The following is a 16881-nucleotide window of genomic DNA, read 5'->3' on the forward strand; positions in this document are numbered from 1 at the left end:
GACTATGAATGAACGACATCGGGAACCGGTCGCGGAAGAGCGGCAGCGGGCTCAGCTTCAGATCGAACGGCTGGTCCGTTTCGCGCGGGACAACCGGCTCGTCGAGCCGCTTGATGAGCATGCTGCCCGCAACGCGCTGCTCGACCTGTTCGGGCTCACGGAGCCGTATGACGGCGACGAGGCGCTCGGACAAAGTCAGGACAGTCCGGTGGAACTGCTCGAGCCGCTGCTCGATTACGGGTACCGGATCGGCCTGATCCCCGACAATACGCTGACTTGCCGCGATCTGCTGGATGCGAAAATCATGGGCTTGCTCATGCCGCGTCCCTCCGAAACGGCCGCATCGTTCCGGCGCACGGCGGAGAGCGAAGGGATCGAAGCGGCCACCGACGCTTTTTACAAGCTGTGCATCGATTCGAATTATATCCGGATGGACCGGATCAAGAGCAACTTGTACTGGCGCCAGCCGACCGGCTGCGGCGAGCTAGAGATCACGATCAATCTGTCCAAGCCCGAAAAGGACCCGAAGGAGATTGCGCTCCTGAAGACGCTGCCGCCGAGCCGGTATCCGAAATGCCTGCTGTGCGAGGAGAACGTCGGCTACGCGGGACGCCCGGACCATCCGGCCCGGCAGAACCTGCGCATCGTGCCGCTGACGCTGGACGGGGAGCCGTGGTATTTCCAGTACTCCCCGTACGTGTATTACAACGAGCACAGCATCGTGCTGAAGGCCGAGCATGCGCCGATGCGGATTTCCAATGCCACCTTCGCGCGGCTGCTTGATTTCGTCGATGCGTTCCCGCATTATTTCATCGGCTCGAACGCCGATCTGCCGATCGTCGGGGGCTCGATCCTGAACCACGACCACTTTCAGGCGGGAAGGCATGTGTTTCCGATGGAAACGGCGGCCGTGGAGGCCGTGTACAGAGGAAGCGCCGAGCCGGACGTGACGTTCGGGATCGTTCGCTGGCCGATGTCGGTGATCCGCCTGAACGGCAAAAACCGGCAAGCGGTGCTGGCCGCCGCCGCCCGCGTGCTGGAGACTTGGCGCGCGTACGGCGACGCGTCGGCGGACATTGTGCCGCATACCGGCGACACGCCGCACAACACGGTAACGCCGATCGCCCGGCGCAAGCCGGACGGCGAATACGAGCTCGACCTGGTGCTGCGCAACAACCGGACAAGCGAGGAGCATCCGGACGGCATTTTTCACCCGCATGCCCATCTGCACCACATCAAGAAGGAGAATATCGGCTTGATCGAAGTGATGGGGCTGGCGGTGCTGCCGGGGCGTTTGAAATGGGAGCTGGAGGCGATTGCAGCCATGCTGTCGGGGGATTCGCCCTATGACGCGGCGGCGCTGGCCGACCCTTCCGATGCGCTGCATAAGCATGCGGACTGGATTGCCGGCATGGCCTCGGCTTACGGCACATCGCTCGAGGCCGGACGGGCGGAAGCGGTTGTTCGCGACGAGGTGGGCCGCAAGTTTCTGGACGTTCTGCACGACGCGGGCGTGTACAAGCGGACGGAGGAAGGCCAGAGCGCTTTTGCCCGGTTCATGGAGAAAGCGCTGGGCTTGAACCGGCAATAAGAAAAGGCTGCAAATCCTAATATTTAAAATGATCGTTTATAACGGCAGCTTGCCGCGATAGACGGTCTTTTTTTTGTCAATGATAACAGAAACAGATATGCCGAATCCACTAAGTGGAATATCCGTCATTTTAGACCATTCATTCCTTCAAGTTGAATTGCTCATGTTTAGTATTAGTTATCAATATTTAGTACTCGTTATTTCGACTGCAGACAGAATCAAGTAATGTTAATGTTGTTGTGTTGTTGTATGATTTTAAATCCGGGAGGTTAGAGCATGAAGCGATTGCGGAGATTGCGGAAGCATTCCGCAGCGTCGATTATACTCGCCGCTCTATTGGTGAGCGGCTGCGGGAGCAGTGCTGATTCCGGTTCGGCTGAGGGAGAAGCCGCAAGACCTTTCGAAGGCCAAACGATTACATTAGTAACCGGCACGCATCCTTGGGCTGATGAAATTAAGCGGCTTCTGCCTGAATTTGAAGCCGAGACGGGTATGAGCGTAAACGTTCAAGGATTTTTCGAAGACCAGTTGACTCAGAAGCTTACGGTTCAGTTCAAATCGGGCTCCGAAACGCCGGATGTCTTTATGTACCGGCCTCTTCAAGAGGGCAAATTGTTTTATAAGAATGGCTGGCTGGAGTCGCTGAACAAGTATGTCGGTCAAGAATCGGGCTACGATATTGACGATTTCTCGGAACAGTCGATCCGCTCGGCAACGGTAGCAGGAGATCTTGCCGGTATCCCGATCATCGCGGAACAGGAGATTTTATACTATCGGAAAGACCTGCTGCGGCAAGCCGGAATACCGGTGCCGACAACGATTGATGCGCTTGTAGCGGCTGCGGACAAATTGCATGATCCCAAGAACGGGATTTACGGCTTTGTCGCCAGAGGACAACGCAGTCCGCTGGTCACTCAAGTTTCTTCCTTCTTGTATTCAGAGGGGGGCGATTTCACAAACGGCAATAAAGCGACACTGAATACACCGGAAGCGATCAAAGCATTCACCGTGTACGGCAATCTCCTCAGAGACTACGGGCCTCCGGGCGCAATTAATATGTCCTGGCCGCAAGCCAGCGCTTTTTTTGCCGATGGTAAAGCCGCGCTTTATACGGATGCCAACTCCATATACAAAAGTGCCGCCGATCCCTCTCTTTCCAAGATTGCAGCCCATGTCGGGTTCGCCGCTTTCCCCGCCGGTGCGAAAGGTTCCAAGCCTTACAATATTACATCCTGGGGACTTGCAATGAATCCGAAAGCTTCGGATAAAGATGCGGCCTGGGCGTTCATCCGGTGGGCGACCAGTAAGGAGATTATGCTTCTAACCCAACAAAAAGGCAACCCTGGCCCGCGGTCTTCCGTATGGAATCAGCCGCAGGGAACGATCGGATTTCCGGCCGAATTGGCCGAAGTTTACAAGAAAAGCGGCAATGACGGCATTGACCATGACCGTCCTGCCGTGATTAACGTGGCGGACGCGCGTGAAACGGTTGGTGAAATCGTGCAGAAGGTCATAACAGGGGAAAAGGACATCAAGCAGACGGCTGATAAAGCAAATGCCGCTTTGCAAGCTATTCTCGACAAAGAAGCGGAGTAAGAGCGGGAACGCTCTTCCAACCTTGGTCAAATCACAGGATGGGAGGTCATCTGATGGCACAGCTATTGATCGTGGATGATGAGGCCCATGTAGTGGATCGCTTTTCCACAACGATTGATTGGAAGGTTATAGGTATTGAACAGGTTTATAAGGCTTACTCCAGTCTGGAAGCACTGAAGCTTCTACAACAGTTTTCCAGATCTGCTCGACACCGTTAAACGGGTATTGGAGAAATTGGAACAAGAGTGGGAAGAAGTTATTTCGAACCAAAAGATGACCTACACGCTCAAAGAAAACCTTCCGCTGCTTCGGGCGAATCTGCTTCTCGAACTGCTGCAGGGCCGTAAGTGGAGCGTACAAGTTCTTCACGAAAAAATGAACATGCTGGAGATGAGCAACCACAATTGGCAGACGTTTGCCCTAATGATCGTTCGTTTGGACGAATATTTTATCCAGTATAACCTGGATGATTTGTCGTGGAAGGAACGGATGTTAACGTGGAACTGCTCGTGCTCGCTACAGGCGCGGGTTCTCTCATCCTGTCTCATGTCAATGATGCCGGGTTTTGGCTCATTAAAGAATACTTCGGAATGACCATAAAAGAAACTCTCCTTACGTGGACCGCTCTTGAGACTATCATTTCCGTTGTGGCGCTCGGTCTGATCCTGATCCTCAACACGGTTGTCTAATGTACGAATAAGAAATGCCGGAAAGGAGTCTTTATATGCAAGTGGGTTTAATAGGCTTGGGTAAAATGGGATTGCAATTGTCATTAAATTTATTGGATAATAACCACGAAGTTGTGGCGTATGACGTTAATGCGGAAATCGTTAGAGAAGTATCACAATCCGGAGGAACCGGTGTTAACTCCATCGTGGAGTTGGTAGAGCGGCTTGACTCTCCGCGAAAAATATGGCTAATGGTGCCCGCGGGCACCATTACCGAAAATGTGCTGCAGGAATTGACGCCATTGCTTGGTCTGGATGACATCGTCATGGACGGAGGCAATTCGAACTACAAGGATTCGATCCGTAGGGCAGAAATGCTGGGTGCGAAAGGCATCCGCTTTCTGGATGTAGGAACAAGCGGAGGGATTGAGGGGGCCCGGAATGGCATTTGTGCCATGGTTGGTGGAGATAAGGAAGCTTTTCAAGCGGTCGAGCCGCTTTTCCTTGGAATTTGTGTCGACAACGGGTTGCTGTACGCCGGACCTGAAGGCAGCGGGCATTTCCTGAAGATGATTCATAACGGCATCGAGTATGGCATGATGCAGGCGATTGCGGAAGGATTTGAAGTGTTGGACAAAAGCCCGTACGAGTTCGATTATGAACAAGTGGCGCGGGTATGGAATAACGGTTCCGTTATCCGGTCATGGCTTATGGATCTGACGGAGCGGGCATTCCGCAAGGATCGCGGACTAAGCAAGTTGAAAGGCGTCGTCCATTCGTCCGGAGAAGGGAAATGGACGGTGGAAACGGCATTGGATTACGGTGCGGCAGCCCCTGTTATTGCTTTGTCTCTAATGATGAGATATCGTTCACAGGAGGAACATTCTTTTTCCGGTAAAGTCGTCGCAGCCCTGCGAAATGAATTTGGAGGCCACGGTGTCGTGCGATCGGAAGACTAATTCAAGAAAGGGAGTGAAATTAACGTGAGTTCCTCTTATGTAATCGGCGTGGATATTGGAACAACCAGTACAAAGTCTGTATTGTTCGATAACAAAGGTATGCTGATTACGAGCCATACCATTGAATATGCGCTGTACTCCCCGAAACCGGACATTGCGGAGCAGGATCCGGAAGAGATCTTTCGTGCCGTAGTCGGCACGATTAAACACACTGTGCAAAACAGCGGAATTCATCCGTCCAGTGTGATCTGTGTTTCCTTCAGTTCCGCCATGCACAGTGTCATTGCCGTTGATGCACAAGGTCATCCGCTTTCGAGATGCATCACTTGGGCGGACAACCGCAGTGCTGCCTGGACTGATCGGATTAAGAACGAAATGAACGGACACCAGATTTATCTGCGCACAGGTACGCCGCTTCATCCTATGTCCCCATTGTCCAAGTTGACTTGGCTTCGACATGAAGAACCGGATCTTTTTTCGCGGACACACAAGTTCATCTCTATTAAAGAATACGTGTTTTATAAATTGTTCAAACGGTTTGTCATCGATTATTCAATAGCATCTGCCACCGGCATGTTTGCCCTGACCAGGCTAACTTGGGATGAAGAAGCGCTGGAAGTTGCCGGCGTGACGACTGATCGTTTGTCTGAACCGGTCCCGACAACTTACCGTTTAACGGGAATGGATGCCGGCTGGGCGACAGAAATGAATCTTCCGGCTTCCACACCGTTTGTGATAGGTGCAAGTGACGGCGTCTTGTCGAACCTGGGCGTCAATGCGATTGATCCGGGAACCGTTGCCGTTACGATCGGGACAAGCGGTGCGATTCGAACGGTTACGAATCTCCCGGTCACGGACCCGAAGGGACGAATCTTTTGTTACGCGCTGACGGAGGATCTCTGGGTCATCGGAGGCCCTGTTAATAATGGCGGCATGATTTTAAGATGGCTTCGTGACCAGCTTTGTTCTGCTGAAATGGAGACAGCAGCCCGACTGGGCAAGGATCCTTATGAAGTCCTTACGGAGATTGCTTCGCTCGTGCCAGCTGGTTCAAACGGATTGTTGTTTCATCCCTATTTATCAGGGGAAAGAGCTCCTTTGTGGGACGCCAATGCCCGAGGGTCCTTCTTCGGACTTGGTCTTCACCATAAGAAGCAGCATATGATCCGGTCCGTTCTGGAAGGCGTTATTTTCAACCTTTTGACAGTGTTCATGGCGTTGGAGGAACTGATTGGTCAGCCTAAGAAGATACAGGCTACGGGTGGATTCGCCAGATCGGAGCTTTGGCGTCAAATGATGGCCGATATTTTCGATCAAGAGGTTCATGTCCCGGAAAGCGTTGAGAGCTCTTGCCTGGGTGCCGCAATCCTGGGATTGTACAGCCTTGGAGAAGTCGATTCGCTGAGTATCGTATCAACGATGATGGGCACGACTCATCAGCATGTTCCCAATAAGGATAATGTGCTTAAGTATCAGGAGTTGGGACGGCTTTTTGTTCGAATCTCCAGACTTCTTACTGATGAGTATCGTGATATCGCAGCGTTTCAGAAAAAATGGATGCAGTAAGACCTGAAAATCAGTTTATTAGACGTTCATGAAGTACACGCCGCTTTGTCTACGGGCTTCCCGTAGTCAAGCGGCGTTTTTTCAGGAGGGAAAATGTCATCATGAGTCGAAAAAGGTATAATAAAATTATTCTCAATTAATATATAAATAATGGAAGGATTTTTAAATAATATATTGAATCAGTAAGGTGATGAAATCAACAAATTGAAAACTGTGGAGGGATGACTAAAGTGGCGCTTGCAATTATGCCGCTCGACGATTTCTTAAAACTGGATACGGACGAGCAGGTGGAACGGCTGAAAAGGTACAAAATCGACTATACGCTGAAGGACATCCGCGACGCGTGGGGCTTCAAGCATTCGGCGCAATATTACATGCTGTTGAAGAAGCTGCGCATTTACGAGCGGGTCGTCAATAAGTCCGACAAATTTCATCCCGACCAGCTGTTGTCGGACAAGTCCGGCGAGGCGCGCAACCTTTATCAGCTTGCTCCCGTGCAGCAAGCGCCCGCGCAGCGTGAGGATCATTTCAGCTACCAGCTGAATGTGACGGTGGAAGGTCCCGACCTGGCCGACAAGCTCGAGAGGATCGCCCATTTCCTCAAAGGGGAAAACAAGCGCATCCGCGTCAAGCTGCTGCTGGAGGCCGAAGAACGCGAGGAAGAGTCGGAATCCGCGGAGGAAGTTTAACGGCGGGAAGCAGCTGACAGCCCGGCTGATAAAGGCAGCGCCCGCAGGCGCTCCCTTTATCAGCCGGTTCGTGTGCGAATGTCCATGGATATCCGAATCAGGCTTTGCTTCTAAGTTGGCCCAATTCGGTTACGAGCGCTTCGACCTCGCTGATGCTGAATTTGTTTTTGCCGGAAACGATTTCGTACAGCTCTCTGATTTCCCCGTAACGTTCGACGCTGAAATGCGAAGCCTGCATGGCGGCGCCCGTCGCCATTCTCAGCTTGGTTTTGATCGCTTCGATCATATATTGCACGTTCTCTTGTGTCGGTTCGTCCAGATTCGCCACTTCCATCTTCCTTCCCCTTGCTTGCGCGTTGTCGGCCCGTTCGCCGCCCGATCGTATTGTACCATGAAGCGCGGCGCGCCGCCATCATTGCGGTGCGCCGCGCGAATCGATACAATGGAGGCAGCGGAATCCGGCCGTGGCCCGCGCCTTTCCGGCTGCGTGTCTGCCGCCCGATAGATGGGTAAAATAAGGGAGATGCATCAGGAGGCTTCGAAAGAGGGCTTCCAAACTATATCCTAAGGAAAGGTCGGGTGCGGCTTATGGAACCGATCACGCTAGCCAACCGGCAGGCGCAATTGCCGACCGGGGAAACGATCGCTTATTGCGCGGAGGGGGCGAAGAGGTCGTTCGACGATCCTGCGCTGATATTGCTGCACGGATTTTGCGGAAGCTCGGCTTACTGGCGCGACGTGCTGCCGCACCTGGCGGACATCGGCAAAGTGGTCGTTCCCGATCTGAGAGGCCACGGCTCGTCGACGGCCCCGGACGCCGATGTGTACGACATGAACGATTTTGCGGACGACATCGCGGGCTTGCTCGGCGAAATAGCCGAAGAGCGCGCCGTCCTCATCGGCCATTCGCTTGGCGGCTATGTCACGCTGGCTTTTGCGGAGAAATATCCGGACAAGCTGGCCGGCTTCGGTCTGGTCCACTCGACCGCCAATGCCGATTCGGACGCGGCGAAGGCCAACCGGGACAAGGCGGTCGAGACGATAGGCTCGCAAGGGATCGGCGTATTTGCCGACGGGCTCGTACCGAAGCTTTTTGCGCAGTCCCGCGCCGCCGCGATGAAGGAGCAAATCGCTTTCGCGAAGGAGATCGGCCGCGGCACTTCCGCCGCGGGGGCGGCGGCAACCGTGAGGGGAATGAAGGTGCGTCCCGACCGCAACGCGGTCATTTCGAGGGCGGAGGTTCCGGTGCTTCTGCTGGCCGGCAAAGAGGATGGAGTGATTGCGTCGGAAGCGACGTTCGGCGATCATCAATCGGAATCGGTGCACCTCGTTCTCCTGGACGGGAGCGGACACATGGGCATGCTGGAGGAGCCGGAGCGGATGGCGGCCGAAATCCGCGGTTTTGCCGTCCGGCTTCTCAGCGGCTCGGGTGCGCGGGCAGACGTTTAACGATCAAACGCCGTGGCGGCGCATGCGGGAGAGGGCGAAGAAGCGGATGTTTCAAAGGGATTATATGATGAGGATGATCGAACAGGTGACTGAGGCCGTCGGCCGGGTGATGGGCCTGAGACAGCGCAAGGAGCATGTCGAGGCGCTGAAGGCGATCGGGGATTTGTACGATCGCGGGCTTAGGCTGCAGTCCCGCCTCGTCCATACGCTTTCGGATGAGGATCTGGTCAAGCTGCTCACTACGAACGGAGTGGCGGATACGGTCTCGCTGCAGGCGATCGCGCTTATGCTGCGCGAAGAGGGCGGCATTCACGAGGATCGGGGGGCGGAAGCGGAAAGCTGCGCCTGCCGGATCAAATCGCTTGCTTTACATATTCGGCTCACCGCGCTTGATGCGGAAGAGAGTCTGTCCGATCCGGAAAAGGAAGCGGAGGCGCTGCTTGACAAGCTGCGCGATTATGAGCTGTCTCCGTCCCTGAAGCTGTTGATCGCGCAGTGGAGGGAACGGCAGGGAAGGTATGACGAAGCGGAAAACTGGCTGCATGAACGGCTGGAGGACGGAAGCGCCGCGGTGGAGGAAGCCGCCGCTTTCTATGAAAGGCTGCTTCAATTGCCGGACGATCGGCTGTCCGCAGGCGGCTTGCCGCGAGCGGAGGTCGAGCAAGGCCTGGCCGAAATCCGTGAACAAGGAGTGCGGTAGCGAATACCGGAAATCGCTAATCAAACTGTAATTTACTGTCGATAAAAATGATAACATCAATTGTCTCTCAAAACCTATTTATGCTAAGATAGTGTAGAATTATTAACGCTGAAGGTAATCGGGTGACCTAATTGGAATACGTTTTATGGTTGGATTTCGGCTTGTTTCTCGTCATGCTGGTATTGCTACTGTACGTTTTCTTAAACAACACGGTCACTTTACTTCACAAAGTTTATTTGCTTTTTCATTCGCTTCTTATGCTATGGCCATTATGCCAGTTCGCCATCTCGACGGTGAGCGAGCCGGTGTATCAGCTTCTATTTCTTAAGGCTTCTTATGTCGGGCTGGCCATGCTCGGGCTCGGGTGGATGGTCTTTACCATCTTTTTGGCAGGGAAATCTTACTATTTAAACAGACGAACGCTTATATTGCTCTCGGCTCCGACGCTCCTCATGGTGCTCGGTATATTGCTGAACCCCGGCAACTCTTTCGTGGCTCCCCTGAACGGCGGTTATGTCCGGCGCGATTACGGTCCTTTGTTCTGGGTCATGGTCGTCGTGCTTCTTGCCTATGTGGCGCTGTCATTCGTTCTGATCCTGAATACGCTTGGGGGGCGGGTCGCGCCTCGGCATAAAAGGCAGATGAAGATGGCGATGACGGGCATGTCGATTTTGATGGCCTTCGCGCTGGGGGACGTGCTGGTCAACATCGTGCTGGCGTCGATACTTCCCATCATACCGGGCCTGACGTCCGCTGGCATCGTCCTGTCCACCTTCTATTTCGTCGTGGCGATTCAGCGTCACCGCGTATTCGAAATCGTCCGGATCGCCCAATCGAATGTCGTCGACAGCATGTCTACGGGCGTTCTGGTGCTGGACGAGCACGATGTCGTGCTGGAGGCCAACAAAGTGCTTCGCAATTTGCTCGATATTCGGGCAGGCGACCGTTTTACGATCGAGGAGTTTCTGGCGCCGCTGCAGACGGAAGGGTCTATGGAACCGTTTGTTCATGCTTACCGGTCCGATCCGCCGATGCCTGCGCAAATCGAAATCACGCTGGGCGAAGATAACGTTTTCCGCCATGTCGTCGTGCATTGCGAACCGATCGCAGAGCGCTCCAGGCTGGTCGGACGGGTGCTGACCTTTCAGGATGTGAGCGAGCTGCGTCTGCTCGTTGAAGCATCCCGATTCCAGAACGCGGCGCTTCAGGAAAGGAACCGCGCGCTGATCGCGATGCAGGACGAGCTGTATCAGGTCAATCAGAAGCTCGAATACATGGCGATAACGGACGGCCTGACAGGCTGCTTCAACCGCCGTTATTTGATGCAGCAGCTCGAGCACGAGGTGATGACAAACGTCAGATACAACATCCCGTTTGCGATCTTCCTGTTCGATATCGATCTGTTCAAATCCATTAACGATACATACGGCCATCTCGTCGGCGACGAGGTGATCAAGAGCACGGCCGAGGCGGTTAAGCAATCGCTCCGGCGCACCGATATTTTGGCGCGTTACGGAGGCGAGGAATTCACCGTGTATTTGCCGCATACGAACCGTGAGCAGGCGTTCATGCTCGCGGAACGGGTGAAGGAAATCGTATCGTCGAACCGGGTGGCCACCGGGTATGACGACGAGACGGTCGCCGTCACCATCAGCATGGGCGTGCTTACGGTCGAGAGCGGAGAAGGCGCGCGCGTCGACAATCCGAAGATTTATTTGCGGGATTTGTTCGCAAAGGCGGATATCGCGCTGTATGAAGCCAAGAACGGCGGCCGCAACAGAATCGTCGCCGCGGAACCGATTGCCTGAAGGTTTATCTCTCGGGAGGTGTAGGACAATGGCGTGCAAAGGACGCATGGCGGCAGTCGCCTATACGCTTGTGACGGGAACCGTAACGCTGGGGCTCGCGGCTTGGATGAACCGGTCGATGCCGGAGCCGGGAGCGCTGTCTCTGGCCGCGGCGTTCTTCTTGTCCCTCACTCTTCCGGCAGGCTGGTACCTCGGACTTAAGTATGATAAACTCAAACGGAAATCCGATACCGATTGCTTGACCGGCGTCGGCAACCGGGCTTTTATTGTTTCGTGCTTTCCGCGGCTGGCCAGGCAGGCGGGCAAGCGCGATAAGAAAATGTCGGTTTCCATCGTCGATATTAACGATTTCAAAGCGATCAACGATACTTACGGGCATCAGGCAGGCGATCAGGTGCTGCTCATGATAGCGGATTCCCTGCGCGGCTGCGCGGCCAAGGGGGAAATCGTCGCCCGCTGGGGCGGAGACGAATTCCTGCTTGTTTGCCCTTACGGAGCAAGCCGCGGCAGGGTTTCGGTTCGCGATGCGATCGAGAATGCGCTTGAGCGGCTTTCGCTGCGCATCGGCGTTCGTGTATCCGCTGCCGTAGGGACGGCGGTATTTCCCGATCATGGCCGCACCTTGAATGAGTTGGTGCAGGCGGCCGACCAACGGATGTATCATGATAAAGAAGTGCGCAAGTCGGAGAATAAGGAAGGTCACCTAGACGTGCTCCAGGCCTGATCCCTCGCGGCCCATTCGTCAAAGGCGGGAATGACATGAGAAGAGTTCACATCAACTCGGTAAAGGCCGGCGACAAGCTCGCGAGGCCGATACTGAGGGAGAACGGCAATGTCCTTTTGGGAGCCGGAATCGCTTTAAGCGACCGGTTCATCGAAAGGTTAAAAGATATGGGCATTGATATCGTTTATATAGACGAAGGGCATACGTCGGATATTATACCCGACGAGGTCGTGCGCGACGAGACGCGCAAGGCGGCAGTGGAGACGATCTATAAAACGGTCGGCTCCGTCATGGACATGCCGGCCACAAGAGGGCGGGCGGTCGCCCCGGAGATGGGAAGGACATTCCGGTCCGTGTTCGGCCATATCATTCAGGATTTGATCGGCCGCAAGGACGTGATGTACAGCTTGACGAACATTCATGTCGCCGATGCCTATTTATTCAACCATTCCGTCAATGTCGCCATTCTGGCCGGTATTATGGGGATCGCCAAGGGCTACAACCGGAATCAGATCGAGGACCTCGGGGTCGGCGCCCTGCTGTTCGACATCGGCATGACCAAGGTTCCCCGGGAACTGTTGTCCAAATCGATGCCGCTGTCGCCCGATGAACGCATCGTCGTGGAGCGGCATGCGGCGGAAGGCTTCGACATATTGCGCCAGCAGCACGATATTTCGCTGCTGTCCGCTCATTGCGCCTTGCAGCATCATGAGCGCTATGACGGAACGGGATATCCCCGCGGGCTCAAAAAAGGGGAAATCCATGAATATGCCCAGATCGTCGCGATTGCAGACGTCTATGACGCGCTCACTTCGCCGCGCTCTTATCGAAACCGCCACACGCCGTCCGATGCGATCGAATATTTGTTTGCGGCCGGCAACTCCTACTTTGACATCGATCTGATCCAGCTTTTCTGCAAGCATATCTCGATTTATCCGGTCGCCACGACGGTATTGCTGAACACCGGACAAGTGGGCGTCGTTTCAGCGAACAACCCGCTGGCCGTCCATCGGCCGGTCGTGCGCATCCTGCGCGAAGCGGACGGTATGCCGACCGCCTCGCCCTATGAGATCGATTTGAAGAAAGATCTGCATCTCATGGTCGTGAAGGAGCTGTAACGGGCTTCAAATCGCACAAACACGGACGAATATTGCGTCTATACGTATATTCCACGAATAGAGGGCAATTCCTTAAGTAGATTTATAATCTGCGAAGGAATTGCCCTTTTGGCTTTGTAAAGTTTGTGAGGGGACCGGTTACAGATCGCGGCGCAGGGCGCGGAGGACGTCGATCCGGGTCGCCCTCGCGGCCGGACGCAGCCCGGAGAGCACGGCGACGGCCAGGCTGATCGCGACGCTGACAATCGTCAGGACAGCCGGGATATAGGAGAACGTGAAATCCTCCGGCGCATCGGCATCAAGCACCCCGGAGAGCAGCGAGGGCACGAAGGCGTTCACCGCGGCGCTCATGAAGTAGGCGGCGGCGACGCCGATCAGCGCGCCGAGCACGCCGATGCCCGCGCTTTCGATGAGGAAAACGCTCCGGATCGTTCGCGGATGCGCGCCGATCGCTTTCATGATGCCGATGTCCTGGGCCCTTTCGGTCACGGCCATCGTCATCGTATTATAGATGCCGATCGAAGCGATCAGAACGGCGATCGTACCGACGAAGACGAGGCCGATTTTCATGACGGCGAAAATTAAATCCATCTCCTTGATCGAGTCGGCGGCCGAATAAAGGCGATAGCCTTCCGCGCGAAGCTGCTTCGAGATTTTGCCCACGTTCGAGGCATTGTCTGCGTACACGTACACCGTATGCAGCGGAGCTTCGGGCTCCAGCTTGGCGAGATTGGGCATCAAATCCGCGTAGTTGGCGATATCGATCAAGACGCCGGTGTCCTGCATGTACTCGCGCGAAGGGGCCTTCAAGACGCCGACGATCGTAAACGTTTGTTCCCTCTCGCCAAGCATACGCGCTTCTTCCCCGTCTGCCGGGTACTCGATTTCCTTTGATTTGACAACGAGCGGACTGCCGATCAGCGTTTCCGTTGCGGCGCTCTCGCCTGGGCTGCCGGAATTGCCGGAATTGCCGGATTCCCCGGCGCCGGATGCCCCTTGCAGCACTAGCGAGAAGTGATAGCCGACCACGATTTCATCCGGATTTTCGGGCATCCGCCCCGCCGACAGCTCCATCCCGGCCTCCCGCTCGTCCGCGAAATCGACCAGCGTCGCCTGGATGGGAGACGGATTGCCGTCCTTATCGGTCACCGAAGCGTCGTTCAGCCGGAACAAGCCGGTCACCGTCTGTATATGCTCAAGCTCCCGGAACCTGGCCGCATCCGCCCGTCCGATCGGTTGATACTCGTCTCCGATCTTTCTGTCGTACATCTCGATCCGGGTGAGCGACTGCCCGTTCGTGATTTGATCGATCATGCTTTTCTGGAGGCCGTAGGCGACGGACGCGAGCATGATCAGGAACGTGCAGCCCATCGCCGTCGCCAGCACGGTCAGGAACAGGCGGGATTTGTTTTTGGCCATATTTTGCCGGACGAACCGGAAGCGGTCGCGCCATTTCATACGGTTACTCCTCCTTGCGGCGCATGGATGCCGGCTTCCGTGCCGGACGGATGTTCGCCGGAGCGAGCGGAGCCGCCGGTCAGCCGGCCGTCCTCGATCCGCAGCATCCGGTCGGCGATCGCGGCGACATTGTCGTCATGCGTGATAATCAGCTGCGTCAGCCCCCGTTCCCGGTTCAGCTCGCGCAGCAGCTTCAGGAACTGTCCCTCGTTGTCGCTGTCCAGGCTTCCGGTCGGCTCGTCCATCAGCAGCAGCGGCGGATCGAGCACCAAAGCCCGGGCGATGCCTACCCGCTGCTGCTGGCCGCCGGACAGCTCGCCGGGATAGTGATCCGCATAGGCCAGCAGACCGAGCCGGTCAAGCAGCTTTTCGGTCCGTTTGCGCCGGGCGCCGGGCGCCGTCCCCTGCAGCACGAGCGGCAGCTCCGCATTCTCCCAGGCGGTCATGCCGGCAATCAGCTGGAAGCTTTGAAAAACGAAGCCGATCTGCCGCAAGCGAAAATCGGCCCAGCGGCCTTCGGAGTATTCGGTCGTATCTTCGCCGGCGATCCGGATCGTCCCCGCCGTCGGCCGGAGGAAGCCGCCGATAATGTGAAGCAGCGTGGATTTGCCGGAGCCGCTTCGTCCGACGAGGGAAACGATTTCGCCCTTGCGCACCCGGAGGTCGATGTCTTGCAGAACGGGCAGCTGGCGCTCGTTTCCTTTTTTGCCGAGGCGGAAGTGATGGGAAATGCGGGTTAACGTAATCATTCGCTTTCTTCCTTTCGTCGATTCGGTTACTCTAGGAACGAGCGATACCGGGAAAAAGCTTTGTTCGGCGTTTAAGAAATATTCGGATGATAAAGGGGGGTGTCCGGCATGGCGGAACGGCAAAAGTCCGGCGATGCGGGGTCGGGTATCGCTTCCGCGGCGGCGATCGCGGTGCTGCTGATCGTCTCGGCCCTGCGGTACGGCATGTATTTCGATGTGTCGTTCTATCGTTGGGAGACCGCCTTACTGCTCGCAGGCGCCGTCTCCGCCTTGTACCGTTTTTTTTGGTTGATCGGGCTCGGGCGGGCAGCGGCTGGATCGGATGCCGGGGTTGCGGTTCCCGCCGCTTTCGGGCACACGTTAGCCGTGTGGCCGCTGCTGCTGTCGGCGCTGTTCGTGCTCGGGCTGGCATTCGAGCCGGCATCGACGCTCGGAACGTGGAACGGGGCCTTGCGCTGGGCCGCATATGCGGCATTTCTGCATACGCTGGAAACATGGTTTCACGGCGGCCGTTCGCTGCGGCCGTTAACGGCGGCGATCCAGGCGGCTGCGGCCTTTATCGTCTGGGGCTCGCTGGCGGGCTGGCTCGGATGGTTCCGTTTTCCGGATTTTGTGATGGTCAGCGCCGATGAACGGCTGACGGCGGTCGGGGCCCGCTTGAACGGTTATTTTCAATACGCGAATATGTCGGGGGCTGCGTTCGGCACGCTGCTGCTGCTCCAGCTAGTATGGCTGGCGGGGAAACGGCGGTTCGGCGCCGGCGTCATGCCGAGGATTGCCGGGCTGCTTGCGGCTCCCGCCATGACGGCGTTGCTGCTTACCGAGTCGCGCGGGGCATGGCTGGCGGCAGCCGCGGGCTGGGCGGTCGGCCTGTTTTCGCTTCGCCAAGGCGGCCGGCGCGCTTGGATGCTTCACTCCGCGTGGGCGGTGATGGCGGGCGCTGCCGGTTACCGTGCGGTCGTCCGGGCGGCGGGAACAAGCTGGCCCGCGGAAGGCTCGGGAACCGGCATGCCGGCGGTATCGGAAACGATTGTGCTGGTCATCGTGGCGGCTGTCGCATTGATGGGTCATGAGCTGCTTCGGCGGTTGGAGGAGAAAAAAGGGCTGCACTCCGGCTTTGCCGGCTTGCTGTTGACAGGCGTTTCGAGCTTGTCGGCGGTGTATGTGCTGTATCGGACCGTCGGCGCGGAGGCGGCCGCACGGATAACGGGCCGTTACGAGACGGCGGCGGCCCGCCGGTTGTTCTATGAGGACGGCCTGGCGCTGCTGCGGGAATCGCCGTGGACCGGTTATGGCGGAGATGCGTGGCGCACGCTGCATCGGTCCATTCAAAGCCAGCCCTATGTCGGCAACGAGGTGCATAGCGGGTACCTGGACATCGCGCTTAATATCGGGCTGATCGGATTGCTCGTGCTGCTCCTGTTCATCGCGCTGATCGTCATTCGGGTAGGGAGAGCGGAACGCGCGGGCCTGGCGCCGATCTCCGTGCTGCTCCTCCACCCGGCCGTCGATCTGGACATGTCGTTCGGCTTCTATTGGCTGCTGCTGCTCAGCCTGGCCGTGCGGTTCGGCGGTCGGGGGGACAACGGGGCAGGCGCGGCGGAAGGCGGCGGCATCGTCACCGCTGCGGCGCATGGGGTTGGTACGGCGGCGGCGGACGATGCGAGCTTCGGCTGGGCGAGGCTTGCGCGGCCAGGCAATGTGCGTGTGGAAGCGAGTGATGCGCGGTCGGGCGGGTTGGCGGCGGAAAAGGTCGACGCGCGGCAGCCGCCTCGCGCGGCCCGTGCAGCCGGCGCGGTCCGCGCC

15 protein-coding genes and 1 pseudogene are annotated in these 16881 nt (G+C 56.6%); 13 read left to right on the top strand and 3 right to left on the bottom strand.

Translation table 11 applies throughout. The features are described 5' to 3' along the window. Positions 1-4 precede the first annotated feature (4 nt). The 7 genes and pseudogenes from RWM61_RS14940 to RWM61_RS14970 all read left to right on the top strand — a co-directional run bounded on the left by RWM61_RS14940 (position 5) and on the right by RWM61_RS14970 (position 7069). Complete coding sequence (locus tag RWM61_RS14940; RefSeq protein WP_314002188.1) at positions 5-1591, top strand: UDP-glucose--hexose-1-phosphate uridylyltransferase; 1587 nt, start codon at positions 5-7, stop codon at positions 1589-1591. A 276-nt stretch (positions 1592-1867) separates the two neighbouring features. Beyond that, on the top strand, positions 1868-3187 hold the full coding sequence (locus tag RWM61_RS14945; RefSeq protein WP_314002190.1) for a sugar ABC transporter substrate-binding protein: 1320 nt from the start codon (positions 1868-1870) through the stop codon (positions 3185-3187). Positions 3188-3240: 53 nt separating this feature from the next. Next, a complete protein-coding gene (locus tag RWM61_RS14950; protein ID WP_314002192.1) occupies positions 3241-3405 on the top strand; it encodes a hypothetical protein in 165 nt (54 codons plus the stop codon). A gap of 273 nt (positions 3406-3678) precedes the next feature. Further along, positions 3679-3876: pseudogene (locus RWM61_RS14955) on the top strand (permease DsdX); the annotation flags it as partial. A gap of 35 nt (positions 3877-3911) precedes the next feature. Continuing rightward, on the top strand, positions 3912-4814 hold the full coding sequence (gnd, locus tag RWM61_RS14960) for a phosphogluconate dehydrogenase (NAD(+)-dependent, decarboxylating) (RefSeq protein WP_314002194.1): 903 nt from the start codon (positions 3912-3914) through the stop codon (positions 4812-4814). Between the two features lie 24 nt (positions 4815-4838). Further along, the gene (gntK, locus tag RWM61_RS14965) at positions 4839-6380 is read left to right on the top strand and encodes a gluconokinase (RefSeq protein WP_314002196.1); all 1542 of its coding nucleotides are present in this window, start codon (positions 4839-4841) and stop codon (positions 6378-6380) included. Between the two features lie 221 nt (positions 6381-6601). Continuing rightward, positions 6602-7069 (top strand): hypothetical protein, encoded by a 468-nt coding sequence (locus tag RWM61_RS14970; RefSeq protein ID WP_314002198.1) that lies wholly within the window; start codon positions 6602-6604, stop codon positions 7067-7069. 97 nt (positions 7070-7166) lie between these two features. Here RWM61_RS14970 and RWM61_RS14975 read toward each other — a convergent pair whose 3' ends face one another. Next, the gene (locus tag RWM61_RS14975) at positions 7167-7403 is read right to left on the bottom strand and encodes a DUF1128 domain-containing protein (protein WP_314002200.1); all 237 of its coding nucleotides are present in this window, start codon (positions 7401-7403) and stop codon (positions 7167-7169) included. A gap of 254 nt (positions 7404-7657) precedes the next feature. Here RWM61_RS14975 and RWM61_RS14980 point away from each other — a divergent pair, with 254 nt between their 5' ends. The 5 genes from RWM61_RS14980 (at position 7658) to RWM61_RS15000 (ending at position 12868) form a co-directional block, all read left to right on the top strand. Beyond that, positions 7658-8518: an alpha/beta hydrolase gene (locus RWM61_RS14980; protein ID WP_314002213.1), complete on the top strand. Its 861-nt coding sequence runs from the start codon at positions 7658-7660 to the stop codon at positions 8516-8518. Between the two features lie 46 nt (positions 8519-8564). After that, a complete protein-coding gene (locus RWM61_RS14985) occupies positions 8565-9218 on the top strand; it encodes a DUF6483 family protein (RefSeq protein WP_314002202.1) in 654 nt (217 codons plus the stop codon). A 173-nt stretch (positions 9219-9391) separates the two neighbouring features. Further along, complete coding sequence (locus RWM61_RS14990; RefSeq protein ID WP_314002214.1) at positions 9392-11026, top strand: diguanylate cyclase; 1635 nt, start codon at positions 9392-9394, stop codon at positions 11024-11026. A 28-nt stretch (positions 11027-11054) separates the two neighbouring features. Next, positions 11055-11750 (top strand): GGDEF domain-containing protein, encoded by a 696-nt coding sequence (locus RWM61_RS14995; RefSeq protein ID WP_314002204.1) that lies wholly within the window; start codon positions 11055-11057, stop codon positions 11748-11750. Positions 11751-11785: 35 nt separating this feature from the next. Next, positions 11786-12868 (top strand): HD-GYP domain-containing protein, encoded by a 1083-nt coding sequence (locus RWM61_RS15000; RefSeq protein ID WP_314002205.1) that lies wholly within the window; start codon positions 11786-11788, stop codon positions 12866-12868. Between the two features lie 138 nt (positions 12869-13006). On the opposite strand, the gene RWM61_RS15005 is transcribed toward RWM61_RS15000, so the two are convergent. Together RWM61_RS15005 and RWM61_RS15010 are read right to left on the bottom strand one after the other, a co-directional pair. After that, complete coding sequence (locus RWM61_RS15005; protein ID WP_314002207.1) at positions 13007-14326, bottom strand: FtsX-like permease family protein; 1320 nt, start codon at positions 14324-14326, stop codon at positions 13007-13009. Continuing rightward, positions 14323-15075, bottom strand: a complete 753-nt coding sequence (locus tag RWM61_RS15010; protein WP_314002209.1) for an ABC transporter ATP-binding protein — start codon at positions 15073-15075, stop codon at positions 14323-14325. Before RWM61_RS15010 ends, RWM61_RS15005 begins: the two co-directional genes overlap by 4 nt. A gap of 108 nt (positions 15076-15183) precedes the next feature. Here RWM61_RS15010 and RWM61_RS15015 point away from each other — a divergent pair. After that, on the top strand, positions 15184-16881 hold a 1698-nt coding region (locus RWM61_RS15015), incomplete at its 3' end, for an O-antigen ligase family protein (RefSeq protein ID WP_314002211.1).

The organism is uncultured Paenibacillus sp., assembly GCF_963515335.1.
Taxonomy (GTDB): Bacteria; Bacillota; Bacilli; order Paenibacillales; family Paenibacillaceae; genus Paenibacillus_I.